Consider the following 22206-nt stretch of genomic DNA (forward strand, 5'->3'; position numbering starts at 1 on the left):
CTTCCAACTTCCATGATTATACAACTTAACCACAAATCAAGAAAGTCCCATGTGAGCTTTATCGTCTTTTTTGGGTAATCCTACCTACAATTGACGAAATCTGCAAAATAATTTTCTGCATCTTCGACAAACAAATGTATTGACAAATATATATTTTTATGGTATAATTTAATATTTTTCTATTTACGATTTTTCGGTGCTTTGATATGATATTTGTACATTTTGAATGGGAGGTTAACCTATGACGACAAAAGGAGTAACGATGTTGAACATAACTGCGGAGATGATGGGAGGCGTTCAGGTCATTCATCCTGCTCTTATATGGGATGAGCGGGATTGCATTTTGATTGATACCGCCTATCCGGGGCAGTTTGGGTTGCTGAAAGCCGCGTTAAGGGTGGCAGGCTTCGAGCTTGATGCCATTACCCGAATCCTTCTTACGCATCAGGATATGGACCATATCGGATGTCTGTCCGCGATTGTCGACGAACTTCCTCATACCCCTGAAATCATTGCTCACGAAATCGAGAAGCCTTATATCGAAGGCGATTTGATGCTGGTCAAGCTCACGGCTCAAGCCATCGAAAAAGCAGTGTCAGCACTTCCGGAAGGCGTGCCAGTTGAATGGCGAACCGCTTTCCGCCATACGCTGGAGCATCCCCCGAGAGGTCCTGTACACAAAGCTGTTGGAGACAATGAAGAGCTGCCTTATTGCGGCGGTATCAAGGTTATTCCGTCTCCCGGTCATGTTCCGGGCCATATCAGCTTCTACCATCAGCCCAGCCGGACTTTAATTGCCGGCGACGCGCTCAAGGTCGACGACGGGAATCTGCTTCCGCCCGATCCTGCGCATTGCAGCAACTTCGAGCAGGCGCTGCTATCCATTTCCCAGTTCAAAAGGTACGACATTAAGCGAGTGATCTGCTTCCATGGGGGCATGTACGAGGGAAGATGCAATGAACGCATAGCAGAGCTTGCCCAGATTAATAAAGGGACGTGTTGAATGTATTCATGCATTCGTCGCTTTCGCCAATGGAGAGCTGTATGCGTCGTGACAGAATCTCATGCAATGGCTCAATATGTAAGCTCTGCGCTTGGCGTTATCCAGCTTCCAGAACACGGAATCCTTGAACAAGGCAATCAGTACCTGCTTCGCGGACTCGGACGCTTTATATTCATGTATGAGAAAATGCAGACATAGGGTATAGACATAGGACTCGCATTGTTTAAGCGCGTCCACCTTTTCTTGGAACGAATACACTGAAATTCCGCCCTTCCTTATGCTTAAGTAGCCTGAGATCAGAGTAACAAATCCCGCCTTGCAAAAGGTTACGAAATGGTTAAATTTGAGTTTGCGGCAGCGGAGATGATAGCCGCTCGCTATGTTTCTCCTCCCATTTATGTTAATCTAACGATATATGAGCTTAACGGCTTTCCTCTAATTATTACAATAGGAAGTGTGCGAGATATGGGCTATGATTTCTTGTTATCCATAATTGAACAGGTGGGTTATGTCGCATTGTTCCTCGTTCTTTGCCTGGGACTTATCGGATTGCCGATTCCTAACGAATCCGTCGTGATGACGGGAGGAGCGCTCGCTGCATCCGGTGTTCTGTCGCCGATTCCTGCTTATATAATGACCTGGCTCGGCATATGCTCGGCCATGACCTTCGGCTACAGCATCGGCCGCTTCGCCGGGGCAAAGTTCTCGAACTGGTTCCGTAGCCGAAAAAACATTTCGCGATTTCTTGACAAGTCCCAAGAATTAATCGAGAAATACGGCGGCTTCGCGATCAGCTTGAGCTTATGTTTGCCTTTTCTGCGCCATGTCACTCCTTATATGCTGGGACTTAACAAGATGAAATTCAGCAAATTCATTCTGTTCGCTTATCCATCCGCATTCATCTGGACGATGATCTACTTCATTATCGGCACCTTTGTCGGAGATCGCGTGCAGGAAATCGCTTCGCTTGTGTACCAATACGGCATATGGGCGGTTGCGGCAATCGCAGCGGCAGCAGGCGGCTTTGTCACATACCGCTATCTTCGTGCCAAGAAGAAGCGGGCGGCAACGAGCATGGAACGAACGCTTTGAGTTTGAGAAAAACGCCTGGCGGCGTCCTTGGATCGTTTGAAGGGATCCTAACGAAGACTCATAACGTTAAACGCCTGAATCTCAGTCCTGCGTGAATCTAACGAAGATTGGTATCGTTATTTCATCAAAGCGAGCATGATTCCAACCCGAAACTATGAAATAAGACGATAGATCTTCGTTAGATTGGAACAGGATGCCTTTCCATGCTCTTAACGTTATCAAGTTTCGTTAGCGCTCCGCCTGTCTCCATCAAAGCCACTTATAATTACGAAAAAAAGCATGCGCAGCTCGAAAGAGCCGCGCATGCTTTTTTATAAAACGTTACTTACAGCAGCCCTTTGCCGCCAACAGGCTTCAATCGGATGGACTCCGCTCCGGCAATCATCGGTCTGCAGCTCCCAACCACCTTAAGCACCTTTTCGTTCTGACGAGACGATGCATGAGCCTCGGCATCGCGCCAGAGCTCGGTCAACCACAAGACATCCGGGTCTTCCGATTCATTGATGATATACATGGCGCATCCATCCATAGCCTCCAGTTGTTCAGAAGCGGAAAGCAGCGCCTGCGCGAGCGCATCGCGCTGACCGGGATGCGCCGTTAATTTGCCATAAGCTGCGAATCTGTTCATCGGCAACACCGCTTTCACTTGGAATAATTTATTTCTCCAGCTTCTCCTTCGCCGTCGCGATGAAGAATTCGAACAGCTCGTCATCCTCTTCCAGACGCTCCTCGAATGCCAGCAGTTGTTCCTCGCTGCCGGATTGCTTTAAGAAGAACAGCCCGTAGCCCCAGTCATTGCCCTTCTTGCTCTGCAGCGTAATTTCATACGCTTGCTGATGGCCCTCGGCGCGGAACTGCACCTTGCCGACGTAGCCGCTCTCCTTGGAGTATGTCATGGATGACTCAATAATCGTAATTCCTTGCATCCTCGCCCTTCCCTTCTCCATGCTTCGATATTCGTCTCCAGCAAGATCCTGTTGCCATTATTCATGTAGAATAGCACAGGAGCGGGACTCGGGCAAATTCATAGCAAACCTGATGGAGCTTAACCTTCAGTGTCGCTTTGCAGCGCGCCCTCTGCCTTGCTTGGCCAGAAGGCCCATTTGCCAAGCAAGGTTGTAATGGCTGGAACGAGAAACGGCCGAACGATGAAGGTGTCCATCAACACGCCGATCGCGGTAATGAGGCCGAATTGCACCAAAACCTGAATCGGCAGCGACGCGAGCACTGCGAATGTGCCTGCGAGGATAAGGCCGGCAGATGTGATTACGCCTCCCGTCACGCTCACGCCTTCTTTGATCGCTTGTCTCAACGGCATCGTTTTGCGCTTCTGCCAGATGCTTGAGATCATGAAGATGTTGTAATCCTCTCCGAGCGCAATCAGGAAAACAAACGAATACAGCGGGATGGAGCCCGAGATGGCTTCTGCTCCCATCGCATAATGAAGAATGAGCCAGCCGAGTCCGAGAGCCGCGGCGAAGGATAGCAGCACCGTCGCGATTAGATAGATCGTTGCTACAACCGAACGCAAATAAATAAGAAGCAGGACAGCGATCAGGCCGATGATGAGCGGAATAATGACCGAATTATCCCGATCGGTCAAGTTCTTCGTATCATGCTGGGTTGCGGTCTGTCCGCCGGCCCATACCGCCTCCTCTGCGTCTTCGGCTTTCATGCCAAGCGCTTCCGCCGCGGCAGCCTTCAATTCCGGCACGACTGCCATCGCTTCCTCCGAATACGGATTAACATCAAGCACAACCGTATAGGAGGTAAGCGTCTTATCCTGCTTGCTCTTCTCCCTCTCGGAAACATGATCAACCCGCTCGACGGCGTTCAGCGCTTCGGATAGATCAAGATTCTCGTCTTGGGATTTCACGACGACCGTCACAGGAGCGAGCTCGCCCGGCGTGAAGGCATCCGCAATGACATCGAAGCCTTCTCGGGAAGGCATATCCTCGGGGAATGAGGATAAGAGATCGTACGTATATTTGATGCCCGTCGCGCTTGAAGCGAAGATCCCGAGAACGATCACAGACGTGATGACAACCGTCCACGGTTTGGTCGTAACCAGCTTTCCGATGCGTTCGGAGAAGGTTGTTTTGGAACCTTTTGGCCGGTAAGTCTTGCCCTTCGCCTTCGCTCTCTCCTTCTCCATCTCCTCGGTACGCGGAATGAATGGGAAGAACGATGCGCGGCCGATAATCGCCATTAGCGCGGGCAATAGCGTCAGGGAAGCGATCATCATAATGAAGATCGACAAGCTGAACGGAATCGCGAATCGATCGAAAGCGCCATAATGCGCTGCCAGCAAGCAAAGCAAGCTGAGTACGACGGTGAAGCCGCTCATCGCGATGGCGCCGGAAGCGCCCTTGAAGGCGTGAAGCAATGCAGTGCGCTTATGAGCCTCCTGCTGCAGCTCCTGCCGAAAGCGGGTAATGAAGAACAAGCAATAATCCGTGCCTGCGCCGAACAGCAGCACCGTCATGATCGCAATCGCCTGCGAATCGACAGTAATCCAGCCTTCCTTCGCCATGTAGCCGAGCAGCGGACTTGTGACCGCGTAAGCGAAGCCGACGCCGATAAGCGGAATGATCGCTAGAATCGGCGAGCGATAGATCAGCAGCAATAGGATGAGTACGAGCAGCACAGTCGACATCAACAGCACGAAATCCGCATTTTGGAACAATTCGGTTGCGTCTACGGAAATGCCTGCGGGACCGCTGATTCGGGCGCTCAATTCAGCAGTGTTGATTTCCGTGTCGAACGGATCCGAAGAATCGGCTGTCAATGCCTTCACCTGCTCTTGCAGACGCTCGAAATCCTCCTTGAGATGATCCGTATCCACGCCTTCCTCGAACGGAAGAGGCTGAACGAGCGTAGTGCCGTCCTCCGACGCCAGCTTCATGACTGCCGGCAATGGCATGTCCTGCAGCGGAATAAGCTCGCCTTGACCATTCAGCGGATCGTCGGTCAGCGCTTTGCTCACCTTCTGAATGAGTCCGTAATCCGCCTCCGTCAATCCTTCGCTGCGATGCCAGACAATTAACGCAGGAATTCCGGAAGCTTTGGGGAAATATTGCTTGATCATCGCGTCAGCCTCAACCGACGGGCTATCCTCCAGCAGATTAGGCGCATTATTATTCTCCTGATCTCCAACCGCCGGCAATGTAAGAGTAAGTACGGCCGCAAGCACAATCCAAGCCGCCAGTGTGAGATACTTCGAACGAGGTCCTGCGAATAGGGCGCCAAGCCTTTCGAACATGTTATTCCCTCCGTTTCACAATATGGGCATTTTCGATTACAATGAATGAAAATGATATAATTAATTATATATACCCGAAGGTTAATTAATCAATCATCAAAATAAATATTTTTTGTGAATGGAGGGTCATTCGTTGTCTGCAAACGTTTCAAAACGGAAGCCGGGACGTCCGAAAGCATCAGGCTCGCCGCAAACGATGGTCCAAATTTTGCGAACCGCCGCTTACTTGTTCATGGAGCACGGCTTCGAAAAGGTGTCGCTGGACACGGTGGCGAAAGCCTGCGGTGTTACGAAAGCAAGCGTGTATTATTATTACAATAACAAATCGGTCTTGTTCACGGAAGCCCTCCTCTTCGTCTTGAAGATGGCGCATGATCAGACGGCCAAAATTTTGGAGGGCCCGGGCAAGCTCCGCGACAGAGTGCTGGAAGTATCGATTCGGCATATGAAGAATGCGCATGTGGAATTCGAGACGATGATGCGCGAAGCCTCTCCGGGACTAACCGAAGAGCAAATCGTAAAAATTCGCGAAGCTGAGCAAGCCCTGCACCGATTGCTGGCGCACACATTCCAAGCGGCTATGGATTCAGGAGAAATTGCGGAGTGTGATCCTACCCTGCTCGCCCATGTGTTTACGGCGATGCTGACGGTCAAAAATCATAAGGAAATTGTGAACAATGTGCGAACCGTGGAACAATCCGCCGAGGATATCGTACAATTGTTGTGGAGCGGGCTGCAGCTCCGATCGAACCCGTGAAGCATTTATTATTTGTAATCAGGAGGCTAGACTTAACATGTTGAAATCCACAATCGGAAGATTTCGCTTCATCAGCATTCTGGAAGGCTTGTCGTTCCTCGTGCTGCTGCTTATCGCCATGCCGCTGAAGTACGCGGCGGACGAGCCCGAGATGGTTACCATCGTCGGAAGTCTGCATGGGTTGTTTTTTGTGCTCTATATGATTGCTCTCGGCCTGGTCGTCATCTCGCATCGCTGGGGCATCAAGAAGATATTCCTCGCGTTTATCGCCGCTTTCCTTCCCTTCGGGCCTTTCGTGCTGGATCGTAAGATATTGAAGCGGGCGGAATAAGAAACTTTCGTACGACTAAAAACAAGGCTCTCGTTCACTAACGAGAGCCTTGTGGTGTAATAAAAGGTTAATACGAATTAGCTAGCCATAGCTTTACAAGCCTTTGCGCAAGCAAAGCATGCTTCGGCGCAGTCTTTGCAGTGCTGCATTGGATGCTTGTTGCATTCGTTGCCGCAAGCTTCGCATACTTCCGCACAAATGCGGCATAGCTGCTTGGCATAAGAGCTGTTCATACTCATCGCTTGAGCGGCGAATGCGCATATGTCCACACATTCTCGATCCAATCGAATGCAAGCCTTCATCATCGCAACATCTTCTTCATTCAGGCAAGCATCATAACAATGATTGCATGCCTGCATACATTTCAAGCATTCATCGATACAATTCTGGAATTGCTGATGCGTCATGGGACGAATCCTCCTTAGTCATAATCGGGTGCTTAAAATACTATACCCAAATCGAGATGTGTTAATCAGAGTAAGCGAAACATAACCTGCATATTACGTCTATCGACAGCCTCAAAAATGTCCGTTACAACTGCAAGTTTTCACTCATTTCCAATGAAAAAATGCATCCCCCGCCGAGGATGCATTTGTATTCGCATTATCTCTGTCTAACCGTCTGACCGCTTGACTAGAACAACAAAAAGTAGAATACAATCGCCAAAGCGAAGCGATAGTAAGCAAAATAGCTGAGCCGGAGCTTCTTCATCATGTTGATGAACGTGACAACGGCGATCATGCCGACGACGAAGGCGGCGATAAGGCCGACCAGGAACAGCGGCAGGTCATGCATTGTCAGAAATTCGCGGCTTCCGAGCAAATCGACGGAGCTTGCCCCGGCCATTATCGGCACGGATACGATAAATGTGAACTCCGCAGCCGCTTTCTGGCTCGTGCCGACGAGCATGCCGCCGGAGATGGTCGAGCCCGAGCGCGAGAAGCCAGGCCATAGGGACAGCACCTGGAAGCATCCAATTAAGAAGGCTTGCTTGTATGTAATGTCGTCCAGCTCCTCGGCCGATACGACCGTCTTCTTGCGATCCGCGATAATCATAAGTATGCCGCCCGCGATGAGAGCGAACAGAACGGTTGAAGATCCGAAGAGATAATCCTTGATGACATGCCGCAGCGCGACAGCGAGCACGCAGGCCGGCAGCATCGCGAGGATAACATGAAGGGCGTTCAGTCCGCTCCCCTTCTTCATATTGAAATTAAGCAGCTTTGCGAAGCGATGTCGGTACAGCACGAGCACGGCCAGCACCGCGCCGAATTGGATGACGACTTCGAATGTTTTGGCTCGATCGCCCTCGAAGCCTAGCAGATCGCCGGTCAGTATCAAATGACCTGTCGAGGAGACAGGGAGAAATTCGGTCAACCCTTCCACAATGCCCATAATAATGGCTTGAATCAAATCCATCATTGCTCTGTTTTCCCTCGCTTTCTTCTCTGCCTGGAAGTACTTGCTCTTAACAGCTTATGCATGTCCGTTATGGCGGCATGCCTATTTTACCATGAAGTCTCCTTATCGCCGCTCGTTACCACTGGTCCTTCGTCCTGGCCTTGCTCATCCATCGTCGAATCCTTATAGAAGGAATCATCCACCGGAGCAATTCCGCCGTCTGACGTGGAAGTGCCGATGAGCTCCAGCACCTCTGTCAGCTCGCGCGGCTGCAGCAGCTCGATCGGGGACATGCCCTTCTCAAATTGGAACGCATCCCCTTCGATAACGGCGACATATTTGCCGTTATGCTTCGCAAAGTGAATGCTCGCGCCGAAGTCGGACAGCAAGCCTTTGACGGAAATACCGTCGAGCTTGAAGGAAAACGGCAATTCCGGCTTCTGCTCCACTAGAGCGGCCGAAGCCACCTCGACCTGCTCCGGCGTCCACCATTCCTGCAGCTCGCGCTTCTCGCTGGCGGCCCATACCTCGACCGCATTCTCCTCGTCGCTTCGTTCCTGACTGACATCCTCCTGCCACTTGTCGGCAATATATTGATGCACCATCTCCACCACTTGCTCGCCGATGACCTCTGGCAGCGGCTTTTCATAGGAAACATACTTCAGGAAATCCTCGAAATATCTCGCATGCGAGGCTTGATGGATCTTGACCTCCCACTCATCCATGCTTCCTTCCTCATGCATATGCGGATATTGAATCGACTTGATGCTCCGCGCGCTGATTGCCATCTCCACGCTCGCGATCAGATTCCGCTCATCCGATATTCTGGCGATTTTCGGCTCAAAGTCGCATTTCAGCAGGAACAGAAACGGCTCGTCGAAATAAGTGTTGAGCTTCGATCTTGCGATAATGAACGCGCCGCCGCGCACCGCGCTCGTATCCATATAGATCCGCACCAGCTCATCCGCAATGCCGATGAATCTCTCCTTCGAATCCGCTTCGCGCAGCCGCTGGAACAGATTATAATTCTGATTGCTGCCAAGCTCGTAGCCGGGCTCCACCATGAAGCGTCCAATCTTCGTCGGCGCATTCGCCGTATTCGGATTACGTTCCACCTTGCGCTTCAGAATGCGGGTGAATTCTTCATCCAGAAATTTCTTGATCTCGCTCTCGTCGTAATCATCCGCATCGAGCGTCTGATAATGCTTGAAGCGACGACCGGATGATTGCGACGATTCCTCTCCGTCGGTCATAATGACGAAGAAGGACAGATATTGCAGCATCAAATCCATCTAACGAAAAACCTCCCTGATTATCATGGGTTCCATTTCTCCAGCAACGCAGTACGCTCGCCGCGATAGAGCAGCTTGAGCCTGTGCAGCGCGCGGGTGCATCCGACATAGAGCAGCTTGGCGTCAAGCTCGCCGTAGGCTTCTCTTCCCGCGTCGGCAATCAATACCGCGTCGAACTCCAGTCCCTTGGACAGATAAGCGGGGACAACCGTGAGGCCGCCGCCGTACTCGGGCTGCTTGCTCACGACAAGTGAAGCCTGGAAGCCGCTCTCCTGCAGAGCCTCGTGAATGGCTTCGCATTCCTTGGCCGTGCGTCCAATAACTGCAATTGTATCGAACTCCCCTGCCCCTTGCCAATCCGTCAAAATACCCGCAATCGCCTCCAGCCACCGCTCATCAGCCACTCCGACCGCTTCAACGGGATCGCCGCTGCGGAACACGGGCACGGCTGGCTTCACGCCGCCGGTCATGCCGCCGAGTATAACATTGGCGAATTCAATAATCTCCATCGTGGAGCGATAGCTTCGATTTAGCTCGAAGAAGCCCGTCACCTCCTCCGGATAGAGGTCCATTAGCTCCCCCCAGCTCGATATGCCGGCATAGCTATGAATTCCCTGCTGCAAATCGCCCAGAATGGTCATAGAAGGCGTTCGCTGACAAGCCTTCAGCACTTCAAGCTGGAAGGGCGAATAATCCTGCGCTTCGTCGATGACAATATGATCGAAGGGCGCGGTTTTGAGCCCTTGAAGCTTAAGCTCGATGTAGGCCAGCGGCGCCAGATCCTCCGCGGCCGCGAGCCCTTTCCCGAGCCTCTCCGCCGTCTGCTTTGCTATCCCTTTCCCAATGCCGGGAAGCAGTGACTTGCCCTTGAATAGAGAAGCGTACAGCTGAACGGATGTATAGGACGGGATTTTCGAAGAGAAGCTTTTCAAACGGGCCTTCCATTGCGCCTTCACCTTCTTGTCCGCCACGCCCCGTTGCTTCAGCTCGGATTCGGTCCAGCGCCTGATCCGGCTGACGAGACGATCGCGCTTCTCCATAATAGCTTCTTCGCCATAATCCGTCTCGTACCATTCCTTCAATTGACTTGCCGACAAAGTGCAACGATTCGAGAGAGCGAAGTCCGTCTGAGGCAGAATCGATTCTTGCAATTCGCGGAGTCTCTCGTCGATCATCGCTTTGAAGGCGAGGCTCCCCTTGAAACGTCCGGAAGCATGCTCCCATTCCTCCGCGCTGCGCTTCTCTTCGAACCAGTGTGACATGACCTCGGAAGGATCGCTTAACGCAACCGCATGCTGCAGCAGCTCGGACGCCCAGTCCGGGAAGGTTGTCTGACCGATATCCCCTACCCCCAGCTCGGGAAGCACGCCGGAGATATAATCGAGGAACATTCGGTTCGGAGCGAAGATCATCATGCGATCCGCGCGAATTCTTCCTTCATATTGATAGAGCAGGAAGGCGAGCCGATGCAGCGCGACCGTCGTTTTCCCAGAGCCTGCGACGCCTTGTATGAACAGCGCCTTGTTCCGCTCCGCGCGGATGATCCTATCTTGCTCGCCCTGAATGGTCGAGACGATATCGCGCAGCTTATTGTCCTTGTTCTCTCCCAGCCGATACAGCAGGAACTCATCGGACACCGCGCCCTCTTCCTGTCCGCGAACATAGCTGTCTACCAATCGTTGAATTTCTTCATTTCTTATCATAAAATTCCGCTTCAAATGCACATAGCCTTGAATCTCGCCATCCGGCGATTCATAAGCGGCGGGATCATCCCCGCCCGTGAACGAGTAGAACATGCTCGCCGCGGGGGCGCGCCAGTCGATCACGAGGAGTTCGTTGCTCCGGCTCCGGGCAACGCCGGCTTTACCGATATAGAGCGCCTTCGCCTCCCCTTCATCCGCTTCAGCCTGCGCGTCTTCGGGCAGCTCCTGAAAGTCGATTCTGCCGAAGTAAGGCTCCTTCAACGCAATCTGCAGCCTCCGTTTCTGCTCCTCACGCTGCAAATCCAGCATTTGCTCCGTAAAGTCGCTGCCCGTGTAACGCGGCGGCATATCTCGCAGCTGCTCCTTCATTTCTTGAATCGAACTCGTTAGCCGCTCTTGCTCTTCCTGTAGTGCGTTTTGTTCTGACATGTGCTGTACGCCTCCTTGACCCGATTTGGAATATTGCGATCGCAGATGTAAAAAGCCAAGACCATGATGGACTCAGCTTCGTCAGTTCGTATTGCGATCAAATGGGCAGCGGTGCTCTTCAGGGTCTTTCGACTCTCGGCACATGTCTCTATGATTTGTTAATCTTGCTTCTGTCGCGTTTTTCCGCTTCGCGCTTACATGCTTCTGCTCGCCTGCAGCCTCTTGCAGCCAAGCTTGTCATTAACCGTTCAGCCTTGATCCCCAAAAGCCCACTAATAATATCACAACAATCAGGTTCACTGCAATCAAATAAGGAATGCCGACTGTGAAGGAGCGATGCAGCGTCTTATGACGCCATGTCTTCATGCCGTACCATATCCCGAGCGCGCCTCCGATGGCGGCTGTCAGGAAGAAGCGCTTCTCCGGCACTCTCCGCTTTCCTCGCTTCGCTCTTCGCTTGTCATATCCCAATAATAGGAAGGCATATCCGTTCATGATCGCCAGATACGCGAATAATCCGTATAAGAACAGCATCACATACCACCCTCTCTCTCTTACTGATGCCTTGGCTTGACGCGGTTTGTCGGAATCGCAGCATTAGGATCATCCGGCCAATAATGCTTCGGATAACGGCCCTTGAGATCCTTCTTCACCTCAAAATACGTATTCGCCCAAAAGCTCGCCAAATCCTGCGTCACCTGCACGGGTCGCTGGGATGGCGAGAGAAGATGCAAGGTTAGCGGCAGCGTGCCGCCGGCCAGCCTCGGCGTCTGCTGCAGGCCGAACAGCTCCTGTAAGCGAACGGAAGAGAACGGCGCCTGTGGATCGCTGTAATCGATAGGGACGCGTGAGCCGCTTGGCGCCGTCCAATGAGTCGGAACCTGCTCGTCCAAACGCTGCTTCTGCTTCCACGAGAGCATCCCTTCCAGCAACTGAGCAATCTTCAGCTTCTGCAGATCGGCATAGCTGCGCTTCCCATATACATGAGGCCTTAACCATTCATCAAGCGTCGCCAACAACGCTTCGTCGCTTGCATCCGGCCAATCTCCTTCACCGCTCCCATGCATCAGCGCCATTCGGGCTTGCAGACTTCTCGCTTGCTTGGTCATTGGAAGCAGCTCCAGCTTCGATAAAGCAACGCCCTCCATTAAGGCGTCCGCCACAGCCTCTTCATCAGGCGCTTGCAGCGGCCTCTCCCTGAGCAGCAGCACGCCGAGCTTCAAGCGTTCCCTCGCGCGCACTGTTCTTCCGGCAGCATCCCACTCAACAGCCTCTTCCGTGACCAGCCATTCAGACAGCTCCCGCTCGAGTTCCTCCTGCGAGATCGACTCCGCCAATTGGATCCGCGCTTCGCCTCCCCCGTCATCCAGCTCGCATACGACAAGATACGGCGCTTGTGACAGAAGCTCCTCCTGCCGCAGCACGGCTCCGCGGCCGTTCGAGAGCAGGAATCGCCCATCCTGTCTTCGCTGCGCGATTCGGTCGGGATACGCATGGGCAAGCAGGCTGCCAATTGGGTTTCCTGTTAAGCCATTGCCTGCAAGAGCCTCTATGCCGTTCCGTTTGCGGGCACCGTTGCTTGCACTAGCGTCGCTGCCTGCTGAGCTTTCCCTCGCGCTGCCGGCTTTGTCAATGATGCCAGTGGACGGCGAAAGGCCTAACTCTCGCTTACCAAGCTCTTGCGACAGCACCTGCTCCCATTGCTGAGCCTGCCTAACAACGCGCTGGGCGGCGGCATCCTCGCGGGAAGCATTGTCGAGCGCTTGGAGCCGAAGGCTCAGATCCGCTCGACGCTCGCCTCCGAGCAAATCCCTGTCGCTGAGCAAAGCGGCCAGCCTGCAGCCAAGCTCAAGATAGCCTCGATCAGCCGCTCTTAGAAGCATGGAGCCGAGTCTCGGCGATAGGCCAAGATTCGCAATTCGCCTGCCGCGCCCGGTTGGTTTGCCTTCCCCGTCAATGGCTCCCAGCTTTGACAATAGCGTTAATGCCTGTTTGTAAGCGGCAATCGGCGGAGGCGTAAGCCAATCCAGCTCGCCGGGATCCGCCACGCCCCAAACCGCCAGCTCTAGCGCGAGAGAAGACAAATCCGTCTCCGCGATTTCCGGCTTCGCTTGATCGGGAAGCCGCAGCTGCTCATCCTGCGTCCACAGCCGGTAGCAGACGCCAGGCGCCTGCCTGCCCGCGCGGCCTCTGCGCTGGTCGGCCGACGCCTTCGAGACCGGCGCCGTTTCCAGCCTGCTGAGGCCGCTGCGGGGCGAGAATGCCGACACCCGCATCAAACCGCTGTCCACGACAATGCGAACGCCGTCCACCGTCAAGCTGGACTCGGCGATGGAGGTGGCCAGCACAATCTTTCGTTTGCCGACAGCGCATGAGGCAACGGCCTCCGACTGCGCTTCCAGCGTCATGGAGCCATGCAGCTCGCGAACGCTGACGCCGGTCGGCAAGCCCGCCTCCTCCAGCCGTCTCGCCGTGCGCCGAATCTCCGACATGCCCGGCAAGAAGGCCAGCACGTCGCCCTCATGCCGATGGAGCGCTTGCATGATCGTCTGCGCCATGGCTTGCTCGAGCGGCAGCGTTCTGCGCGTCGCCGCGTAATGCGTCGCGACGGGGAAGTGCCGCCCCGCGCTGCGAATAACAGGCGCATCGCCGAGCAGTTCAGCGAGCGGCCCTTCCTGAAGCGTCGCCGACATGACGGCGATCCGCAGATCCTCTCGCAGCAGCGCTTGCGCCTGCAGACTAAGAGCGAGTCCCAGATCGCCATGCAGATGGCGCTCATGGAACTCGTCGAACAGAATAATCCCGACTCCTTCCAGAGCCGGGTCCTTCTGCAGCATCCGCGTCAGGATGCCTTCCGTTATCACTTCGATTCTCGTAGCCGGACTAATTCTCGCATCCAATCGAACGCGATAACCAGCCGTCTCGCCTACCTTCTCGCCAAGCAGTCGCGCCATATAGCCGGCTGCTGCTCTTGCCGCGAGCCTTCTCGGCTCCAGCATGATAATCTTCTTCCCGTTCAGCCACGGCTGCTGGAGCAGAGCCAGCGGCACCCGGGTGGTCTTGCCGGCGCCGGGCTCTGCGACGAGCACCGCATTCCTGCCGCTGCGCATAGCCTCCAGAAACGAAGGCAGCGCCTCTTCAATCGGCAGCTCGTACATTTCGCAACCTCCTTACAACTGTCCCTAACGCTTCCATATAAATCGTCAAAATTGTCCGCGAATTCGTCCTCTAGCCAAGTTCGACCTGCTCCCGGCTGTTCTGCAACTCACCCGCCCCGCTCATTCGGCTTTCGGGCGATTCCGTCTATCTCCGCGACACGCCTACTCCGCCCTCTCATCGAGCGGGTAGAAGACAAGATTGATCGGGAAAGCCGAGCCTGCCGGAGGACTGAAATCAATATCGAGGGCATCTTCCTTGCCCGTTGTCTTGTACAGCATAATCATCCCGTCGAAGGCGGTGAGCACGCCGGAATTCGGCACCTTGATCAGCTCGCCGTTAATCTTGAACGGTCCTTTGAACGCTCCGCCCTTCGCCAGCAGCAGAATCGCCATCTTCCTCGGCTTGTCGGAATGAATGTGATACACGGTTCCGAAGTTGCCGGACAGCGTAGCCTCCGTGCCTCGCTGCGGATCGAAGCCCTTCTGGAATGGATCCAGTATACCATCTCCAATAACCAGGTTCATTGGCTTCTGCAAGCCTTGCTCGGACACATCAACCTGCCAGTCGAAGCCGTCGATCGGGAAGGTGCCGCGAATATGGCCGCTAAACGGCAGCTTGTTCAGCTCCGTCATGGAGGCCGATACCGTGTCCGCTGCAGCGAACGTGAAAGTGATCTCTCCGTCCGTCTCTACATCATACATCAGATTAACGCCTTGTCCAGGATAGAAATCCGGAAACTGCTTATAGATAAACGTCTGTCCCGGGGGAACAACCATCGTTCTGTCGGTGGTATCGTCTACGAGGAAATCGACCATCGCCTCGCTGCCGATCAAATGTGCGTACAGGGAAGGAAATACCTCGCCTTTCCTCGTCGTATGGATCGTGACGGGCTCATCCGTGTCATTCGTAGCCAGAATCGCGAAGCCGACCTTCTCTTCGGTGCCGTTCAGATGATCCGCGTACAGCCTGCCTTTGCCATTGATTTTATCTTGATAGAGAATGCCTGTTTCGGTGAACGTTTCCGGGCTGTCGCTGATAAGCAGCGTCCGGGATTTGTCTTCGGTGACGGTTTTCGGCAAATTCGCCAGGTTGAAATAATGATTGTACAGCGTGCTCCAGTCGGTTGGAATATAACTGCCGACAGGCTTTGTATAGATCGGGAACTGGTCCTCGGTCAGATAGATCTTGTCTTCGATCACCAGCTCGCGGGTGAACGGAGCGCTCGTATTGCCGTTCTTGTCTTTGACCGTAAGCGTAATCGGATAAGTGCCTGCTTTGAAGAACGCTTCTTCGTTGCCCTCCCAATTCATCACGATGCCTTCCGCATCGGGATCGTAGCTCAAATTGATATAGTCGATTGGCTCGCCGATTTGGTAGGTTGGTTTGCCGAAGGTGAATTTCGCTACCGGCTTGGAATTGTTAGAGGTTGGATCATAATTGCCCGCCGGCTTGTCCACATGAATAATGTCGACTCGGCGCAGTTCGGAATTGTACGTATACGTAGCTCCCATATAATCGGATAACCAAGTCAGCTTGATCAGCAATCGATCGTTCACGATCATCGCCACATCGTCGAAGGGATAGGAAATTCCGTTCACCCAGGCGCTCTTGTTGTCGCTGTTCAGCAAAATTTCCGTCGTAGGCGTCTCCATGACAATATTGCGCGTCTCCGGCTGCCATTCGACCTTCATGCCGAAGGCGTCTCCCAGAAACTTCGCAGGCACATAGCTTCGGCCGGCGCGAATCGTAGCCGGCGCGTCCAGCGTGATTTGCTCGCCGTTCAAGAAGGCTTCCGCCTTGTCCAGATAAAAAATGACGTAATTCGTCCCCGACGTAATTGGCGCGTCCAGCGCTGCCGCGTGACCGATCGGCGCGGTCGTCAGGAAGGCGGACAGCAATAAAGCCGCCTTCAGCTTTCTGCTCTTGCTCAAATAAGGCATCTCTGCAACTCCTCTGTCTCTATGTATGGCGCGGCTCTTCGATCTCTGCCTGAGCAAAGTCAATGCTTTCGAAGGTGCTCTTCTTCGAAACGTTGCGACAAGCCGACTAACGATTAGACGTGCGAGGCTTGGAAAAGTTGCACAATATTTTTTCCTTTATATCTGCAACTCATTCATCAACGCCGTTGCAGCCAGCAAGATGACGACCTCGATTCCTTCGTTCATAGCTCCATAGGTATCGCCGGTTAAGCCGCCGAGCTTGCGATTCAACCACCGGGCCATAACGACTCCAGCCGCTAAAGTCAGCAGGGCCGCAGCAGCGGCTATGACGACTGACTCCATATAGTTAAATTCATTAATCATTAACATTATTAATGATAGAATAAGCGCCAAAACCCCTGCTCCAACAGCGTATATATATTTAGCATCATTAAACATCCGCCCCATGCCTTCGCCCGGTCTCGCCGGCTGCCAGCCGACAATGGCCATTGCCATCCATGCCCGGCTGAAGCAGCAGGCTAGAATTAGCAGGGCAGGGAACCCGGCAGCATCCCCGTTGCCATAAGCTTTCAGCCACTCCGCAAGCAAGGAAGCCTTCAACAGAAGCAGCAGCACCCCCGCAATGACTCCCATCGCCCCCACTCTGCTATCATTCATGATGACCAGCATTCGTTCCCTGGAGCGATGGCTAAGCACGCCGTCGGCCGTATCCATGAGTCCGTCGAGATGAAGACCGCCGCTCAGCGCCGTCAACAGCATGAGCAGCAGAACCGCGGCAGGCCATGGCGGCAGTATTGCATCCAGAAGCCACGAGGCGCAGGCGCCGATCAAACCGATGAATAAGCCCGCAAGGGGGAAGTAGAGGATGCTTCGGGCAAGCACTTGACGTTCGAATGGGACGGATACGGGAAGGGGCAGTCGCGTAAGAAATTGAATCGCCGCAACCGCGGCTTGAAGCTGCAACCGCAGTGGATGGTTTTCGCCGATGCTCGTCTTCATTCCAGTGTTTCCCAATCGAAGGCAAGCGATTTCAACTCGACGGGAATGCCGGCCGTCACAAGAAACACGCGGTCGCAACTATCAGCCAAGCGTTGATTCAGTCTGCCTGCTTCGTCCCGGAAAGCTCTTCCCAGCGAGTAGCTTGGCACGATGCCGTCTCCGACTTCATTCGTCACAAGCAGGAGCGGGTATGGATAATGCTGAATGGCGACAGTCAGCTTCTCGATCTCCGTTTCAAGGGGCTCTTTCTCTTTGCTATTATCTGTCACGGCATTCTCCGCTGGAGAAAGCTGATGCCCTTCCATGGCCTTGCCGTTCTCCAAGCAGGCATCTTCCTCCCCTCCATCTGTCGTCTCCAGCCGCAGCTGCCAATTCGTCAGCCATAGCGTAAGACAATCCAACAGCACTGCCGGCGGCTTCTTCCACACGCCTCTCTCCATGCCTTCCTTGAAATGCGCTGCAAGCTGAATCAGAAGCTCCGCCGCATGCAACGGCTCTTCCATTAACGTCCAGGCGAATGAGGATGCCTCCCGATTCGCTTGATGCATCCGAATGCGATCGCGCATCTCGTCGTCCAGCGCTTCGCAGGTTGCAATATAATAGCCTTCATCCGCAACGCGAGCCGCATATCGCTCGGCGAATTGGCTCTTGCCGCTTCTTGCCCCGCCGGTAATTAGAATCGCCATATCAATGCGAACCTCCTATTGTTTGGATACGCCGGCGCTGTCAAAGGTCGCCATTTCCTGCATCAGCAGCAGCGCGGCATCGATTAGATGGAAGCATAGCACTGCCCCGGTTCCTTCTCCGAGTCTCATATCCAGCTGGAGAAGCGGAGTCAGGCCGATCGTTTCAAGCAGTTTGCCATGACCCTTCTCTTGAGACAGATGCGATGCAATCATATAAGCATGCGCGTGAGAACTCAGACGCGATGCGACAATGGCCGCGGCCGAGGAAATATACCCGTCGATAACGACCGGACAGCGATTCGCCGCCGCGCCGAGAATAACGCCGACCAGTCCCGCTATCTCAAGTCCGCCGACCTTGCTGAGCACGTCGATTCCGTCATCCGAATCGGGACGGTTAACCGCTATCGACCGCTCTACGATCTTGATTTTATGAAGCAGCGTTTCATCGTCTATGCCTGTTCCTCTGCCAACGGTATGCTCGGGCGGCAAGCCCGCCAGAATCGAGGTGATCGCCGCGCTGGCCGTGGTGTTGCCAATCCCCATTTCGCCGGTTGCGAACATTCGAACGCCTCTTTCTACCGCTTCTTCCACTATGGCAACCCCAATCAGGATTGCAGCGATTGCCGTCTCACGGCTCATGGCCGTGCCGACAGCCATATTCGAAGTGCCCTTCATCAGCTTGCGGCTGACAAGCTTCGGATGCTCGAGCTCCTCCGCAACGCCGATGTCGACACAGATAACCTCGGCGCTTGCCTGCCTGGCAAGCACGTTCACCGCCGCGCCGCCATTCAGGAAATTCATGACCATCTGCGGGGTAACCTCCTGCGGGAACGCGCTGATTCCTTCCGCGCATACGCCATGATCGCCCGCCATGACAACGACTGCACGCTTCGACAAATCCGGCCACAGCTCGCCGGTTATGCCTGCCGCTTGCTTTGCGATATGCTCCAGCTTGCCAAGGCTCCCCGGCGGCTTGGTCAAGTGGTCGGAACGCCGCTTCGCTTCCTCCGCCATTTCCTTGTTCGGCGCTTCAATCCGTTTTAATACAGCCTGAAGTCTCTCATCCGCATCCATGCCATTCATCCCTGTCACTTCCCCCCTTGCAATTCTCGTTATTCCAGTTCGCGCTCATTGCGAATCAAGCTTACTTTTAATCGATTCAAATCGTATCTCTCTTCCTTCCAGCCGAAATACATACCCTGCCGTAAGCATGTGGAAGTGACCATCACTCGTGACGCTGCACTCCCTGCTGCAACAGTACCTGCGGCACTCCCGTCATCGGGTGCTCGACAATGATAGCCTTCGTCTCATAGAGGCGTTCAATAAGCTCGGGCTGCAGCACCTCGGCAGGCGCACCGCTCGCTGCAAATTTGCCGTCATGCAGCGCGATCAACATATCGCAATACATCGCAGCAAGATTCAAATCATGCAGTACCGCAATGACCATCAAGCTCCGTTCTCTCTGCCAATCTCTCACAATATCCAGCAAACCGACTTGAAAGCCGATATCGAGATAGGTGGTCGGTTCATCAAGCAGCAGAATATCCGGCTTCTGCGCCATCAGCTTGGCCAGAGCTACGCGCTGCCTCTCCCCTCCGCTGAGTTGATGCAATTTGCGATGCTGCAGCTTCCATAATCCGAGTGAACGAAGCGCCTCGTCAATGATGACATCGCCGTCTTCATCCTCGCCGCCGAGCCAATTCTGATAAGGAAACCGTCCCATTGCCGTCACCTCGCGAACGGTGAAGCCAACCCCGGGCAGTCCTCCTTGCTGCAATACGGCCACATGTCTGGCCATGGCCTTGCGGTCCCATTGCCCAATGGCTTGTCCGTCCAGCTTCACTTCGCCCTCGTCTGTCGTATTTGTCCCTGCAAGAAGATGAAGCAGCGTCGACTTGCCGACGCCGTTCGGGCCGATAATGCCGTAGAACATGCCGTACTCGAACGAATACGAGAGATTTTGCAGAACTGGCTTTCCTTGCACTTTCTGCGAAACTTGGCGCAGCTTCAAGCTCATGATGAGACGCTCCCTTCATTCTTCTTGCGGCGATGCAGCAAATAGGCGAAAAACGGCGCGCCGATCAGCGCGGTAATGACGCCAAGCGGAAGCTCCTTCGGACTTAGCGCCATGCGGGCGATCGTGTCCGACCACAGCATGAAGCTTCCGCCGCAGATGGCGGACAGTGGCGTAATATAGCGATAATCCGGGCCCATCACAAGCCGAATCAGATGCGGCACGACCAGGCCTACGAATCCGATAACGCCGGATACGGATACCGCCGCCGCCGTTAGCAGCGTCGAGACGAGCAGAACAATCAGCTTGGTTCTTTCCACCTTGACGCCAAGATGCGCCGCGTGACGCTCGCCCAGCACGAATAGATTAAGTGCCTGGCTGTAATAGAGCAGCATCGGCAAGCCAATCGCTATGCACGGCAGCAACAGATACACATGCTCCCAGCTGCGCATGGCGAGCGAGCCCATAATCCAGAACAGAATTTGATTCACAACGCCCTGAGACATCGATACCATGAGAGACACGAACGAGCCCAAGAAGGATTGAATAATGACGCCGGACAAAATAAGAGTCTCAATCTGCATGGCGCCATTCGTTCGGGACAGCCAAATAACCCCGAGCAGGGTCGCCGCTCCGGTCGCGAAGGCAACAAGCGGCAGGGTCCACATGCCGAGGGCAAGCTGCATGCCTGTCAGAATGATGAAGGCCGCGCCGACCGAGCTGCCGGAAGCGACGCCAAGCGTATAGGGATCGGCCAGCGGATTACGCAGCACTCCCTGAAATCCTGTTCCGGCAAGAGCCAGACAAGCGCCGACGAGCACAGCAAGAAGAACCCTGGACAACCGCACCTGAGTCACAATGGCGATTTCCCCCTTCGACCATTCCCCGGTACCGCTCGGCATCCAAGGCAGCTGATGAATCAGAATGCCCCACACATCGAGGAAGGACAAGCCCGCCGACCCGATCGATAAACTGATGATCATAGAAACAGCAAGAAGGAGCATGGCTGCTCCTCCAATGACAATCGGTTTTCTTTTCATTTATTTACTGACAAGCTCGGGATGAATGGTTTGCGCAAGCTCCAGCAAACCATCTGCAAGTCTAGGTCCGACGCGTACAAGCGGATCATTGGTCACGGCGAACATCTGATTATTCTTCACCGCATCAATGACATCCCAGCCCGGACGAGTTTCTATGCCTGCGAGAATCGAGCTCTTCTCCTCTCCGAAATCGGGATAAATAATAACCTGCGGATTCTCCTTGATGACTTCCTCCGCATTCACCTCGTACCAGCCAGCTTGTCCATTCGCAATGTTAACGCCGCCTGCGAGCGTAATCAGCTCATCCAGGAATTCTCCTGAGCCTACCGTCCAGCCCGGCGAGAATTCGAGGTACACCTTCTTCGGATCAGCGCCTTTGACGGCATCTGTCACTTCCTGCTTCACTTGGCGCATATGCTCGGCAACCGCTGCGGTTTCCGCGTTCTTGTTGACAATTTTACCAATTTCCTCGATTTTCGCAATCGTCTCGTCATAGGTTTTAGGCTCTGACGCATAGACGGCAATGCCAAGCTCGCGAAGCTTGGAGACCGCATCCGCGTTCAATGACGGCGAAGCCAGCACCAGATCGGGGTTGAGCGCGACAACGGCCTCAATATTCGTCGTCATGTCGCCAATTTGCTCCACCTTAGTCGCTTCTTCCGGATAATTACTGTATGCATCGACTCCGACGACATATTCGCCGGCGCCAATCGCGTAGATTGTTTCCGTCTCGCTCGGCGCCAGCGATACGATAGCCGTCGGCGCTTGCTCGAAGATGATCTCCGTTCCCGTCGCATCCTTCACAGTAAGCGGGTATGTCGTTTCGGACGGAGCGCCTGCCGCAGCTTCCGGCGTGCTCTCAGCGGTTGGCTGCACGGTTGCCGATGCTTGCCCGCCGTTATTTGCTCCATTATTGTTTGTATTCGAATCGTTATTTGCGCCGCATGCCGCCATGAACACCATCATAAGCGCGATTAATGCCGGCAAAATTGCTTTTTTCCATCTCAGTTGATCCATTTTCATTTTTCCAATCCACCCTTTTATCTGTGTATTCTTCTCTAGCCAGCTTCTGGACATACAAAAAAACATCTCCAGCAA

Annotated in this window: 21 protein-coding genes; 4 read left to right on the forward strand and 17 right to left on the reverse strand. The window is 53.9% G+C overall.

Annotated elements, in window-relative coordinates:
- The first annotated feature begins 241 nt into the window (after positions 1-241).
- Positions 242-1003, forward strand: a complete 762-nt coding sequence (locus HFP08_RS02965) for an MBL fold metallo-hydrolase (protein WP_240941051.1) — start codon at positions 242-244, stop codon at positions 1001-1003.
- A 6-nt stretch (positions 1004-1009) separates the two neighbouring features.
- On the opposite strand, the gene HFP08_RS02970 is transcribed toward HFP08_RS02965, so the two are convergent.
- The gene (locus tag HFP08_RS02970) at positions 1010-1261 is read right to left on the reverse strand and encodes a hypothetical protein (RefSeq protein WP_168119030.1); all 252 of its coding nucleotides are present in this window, start codon (positions 1259-1261) and stop codon (positions 1010-1012) included.
- A gap of 75 nt (positions 1262-1336) precedes the next feature.
- On the opposite strand from HFP08_RS02970, the gene HFP08_RS02975 reads away from it, so the two are divergent.
- On the forward strand, positions 1337-2095 hold the full coding sequence (locus HFP08_RS02975; RefSeq protein ID WP_240941053.1) for a DedA family protein: 759 nt from the start codon (positions 1337-1339) through the stop codon (positions 2093-2095).
- A gap of 325 nt (positions 2096-2420) precedes the next feature.
- Here the strand turns inward: HFP08_RS02975 and HFP08_RS02980 are convergent, their stop codons facing one another.
- From HFP08_RS02980 to HFP08_RS02990, 3 genes are all read right to left on the reverse strand, one after another.
- Positions 2421-2723, reverse strand: coding sequence for a putative quinol monooxygenase (locus HFP08_RS02980; RefSeq protein ID WP_168119031.1), 303 nt, complete (start codon positions 2721-2723; stop codon positions 2421-2423).
- A gap of 28 nt (positions 2724-2751) precedes the next feature.
- Positions 2752-3021, reverse strand: coding sequence for a hypothetical protein (locus tag HFP08_RS02985; protein ID WP_168119032.1), 270 nt, complete (start codon positions 3019-3021; stop codon positions 2752-2754).
- Positions 3022-3140: 119 nt separating this feature from the next.
- The gene (locus HFP08_RS02990; protein WP_168119033.1) at positions 3141-5357 is read right to left on the reverse strand and encodes an MMPL family transporter; all 2217 of its coding nucleotides are present in this window, start codon (positions 5355-5357) and stop codon (positions 3141-3143) included.
- Between the two features lie 133 nt (positions 5358-5490).
- Between HFP08_RS02990 and HFP08_RS02995 the strand changes: the two genes are divergently transcribed.
- Both HFP08_RS02995 and HFP08_RS03000 read left to right on the forward strand, forming a co-directional pair.
- Positions 5491-6114, forward strand: coding sequence for a TetR/AcrR family transcriptional regulator (locus HFP08_RS02995; protein ID WP_168119034.1), 624 nt, complete (start codon positions 5491-5493; stop codon positions 6112-6114).
- 37 nt (positions 6115-6151) lie between these two features.
- Positions 6152-6445 carry a DUF3817 domain-containing protein gene (locus HFP08_RS03000; RefSeq protein WP_168119035.1) on the forward strand — a complete coding sequence of 98 codons (294 nt, stop codon included), beginning with the start codon at positions 6152-6154 and terminating at the stop codon, positions 6443-6445.
- Between the two features lie 77 nt (positions 6446-6522).
- Here HFP08_RS03000 and HFP08_RS03005 read toward each other — a convergent pair whose 3' ends face one another.
- From HFP08_RS03005 to HFP08_RS03065, 13 genes are all read right to left on the reverse strand, one after another.
- Entirely contained in the window at positions 6523-6852 is a 330-nt protein-coding gene (locus HFP08_RS03005) for a four-helix bundle copper-binding protein (RefSeq protein ID WP_168119036.1), read from the reverse strand.
- A 226-nt stretch (positions 6853-7078) separates the two neighbouring features.
- Positions 7079-7867, reverse strand: a complete 789-nt coding sequence (locus HFP08_RS03010) for an undecaprenyl-diphosphate phosphatase (protein WP_168119037.1) — start codon at positions 7865-7867, stop codon at positions 7079-7081.
- Between the two features lie 86 nt (positions 7868-7953).
- Entirely contained in the window at positions 7954-9138 is a 1185-nt protein-coding gene (locus tag HFP08_RS03015) for a DUF3900 domain-containing protein (RefSeq protein ID WP_168119038.1), read from the reverse strand.
- 23 nt (positions 9139-9161) lie between these two features.
- Positions 9162-11270, reverse strand: a complete 2109-nt coding sequence (locus tag HFP08_RS03020) for a HelD family protein (RefSeq protein ID WP_168119039.1) — start codon at positions 11268-11270, stop codon at positions 9162-9164.
- Between the two features lie 240 nt (positions 11271-11510).
- Positions 11511-11804 carry a DUF1294 domain-containing protein gene (locus HFP08_RS03025; protein ID WP_168119441.1) on the reverse strand — a complete coding sequence of 98 codons (294 nt, stop codon included), beginning with the start codon at positions 11802-11804 and terminating at the stop codon, positions 11511-11513.
- Between the two features lie 20 nt (positions 11805-11824).
- Positions 11825-14428: an ATP-dependent helicase HrpB gene (hrpB, locus tag HFP08_RS03030; protein ID WP_168119040.1), complete on the reverse strand. Its 2604-nt coding sequence runs from the start codon at positions 14426-14428 to the stop codon at positions 11825-11827.
- Between the two features lie 162 nt (positions 14429-14590).
- Positions 14591-16369 (reverse strand): copper amine oxidase N-terminal domain-containing protein, encoded by a 1779-nt coding sequence (locus HFP08_RS03035; RefSeq protein WP_168119041.1) that lies wholly within the window; start codon positions 16367-16369, stop codon positions 14591-14593.
- A 156-nt stretch (positions 16370-16525) separates the two neighbouring features.
- Positions 16526-17368, reverse strand: a complete 843-nt coding sequence (gene cobS, locus HFP08_RS03040) for an adenosylcobinamide-GDP ribazoletransferase (protein ID WP_168119042.1) — start codon at positions 17366-17368, stop codon at positions 16526-16528.
- A complete protein-coding gene (cobU, locus tag HFP08_RS03045; RefSeq protein ID WP_168119043.1) occupies positions 17365-18054 on the reverse strand; it encodes a bifunctional adenosylcobinamide kinase/adenosylcobinamide-phosphate guanylyltransferase in 690 nt (229 codons plus the stop codon). Before cobU ends, cobS begins: the two co-directional genes overlap by 4 nt.
- A gap of 15 nt (positions 18055-18069) precedes the next feature.
- Positions 18070-19128: a nicotinate-nucleotide--dimethylbenzimidazole phosphoribosyltransferase gene (gene cobT, locus HFP08_RS03050; protein ID WP_168119442.1), complete on the reverse strand. Its 1059-nt coding sequence runs from the start codon at positions 19126-19128 to the stop codon at positions 18070-18072.
- Between the two features lie 151 nt (positions 19129-19279).
- A complete protein-coding gene (locus HFP08_RS03055; RefSeq protein WP_168119044.1) occupies positions 19280-20071 on the reverse strand; it encodes an ABC transporter ATP-binding protein in 792 nt (263 codons plus the stop codon).
- Positions 20068-21072, reverse strand: coding sequence for a FecCD family ABC transporter permease (locus HFP08_RS03060; RefSeq protein ID WP_240941054.1), 1005 nt, complete (start codon positions 21070-21072; stop codon positions 20068-20070). Before HFP08_RS03060 ends, HFP08_RS03055 begins: the two co-directional genes overlap by 4 nt.
- A gap of 36 nt (positions 21073-21108) precedes the next feature.
- Positions 21109-22131: an ABC transporter substrate-binding protein gene (locus HFP08_RS03065; protein ID WP_168119046.1), complete on the reverse strand. Its 1023-nt coding sequence runs from the start codon at positions 22129-22131 to the stop codon at positions 21109-21111.
- Positions 22132-22206: the final 75 nt, after the last annotated feature.

The organism is Paenibacillus sp. HB172176 (assembly GCF_011947265.1).
Taxonomy (GTDB): Bacteria; Bacillota; Bacilli; order Paenibacillales; family Paenibacillaceae; genus Pristimantibacillus.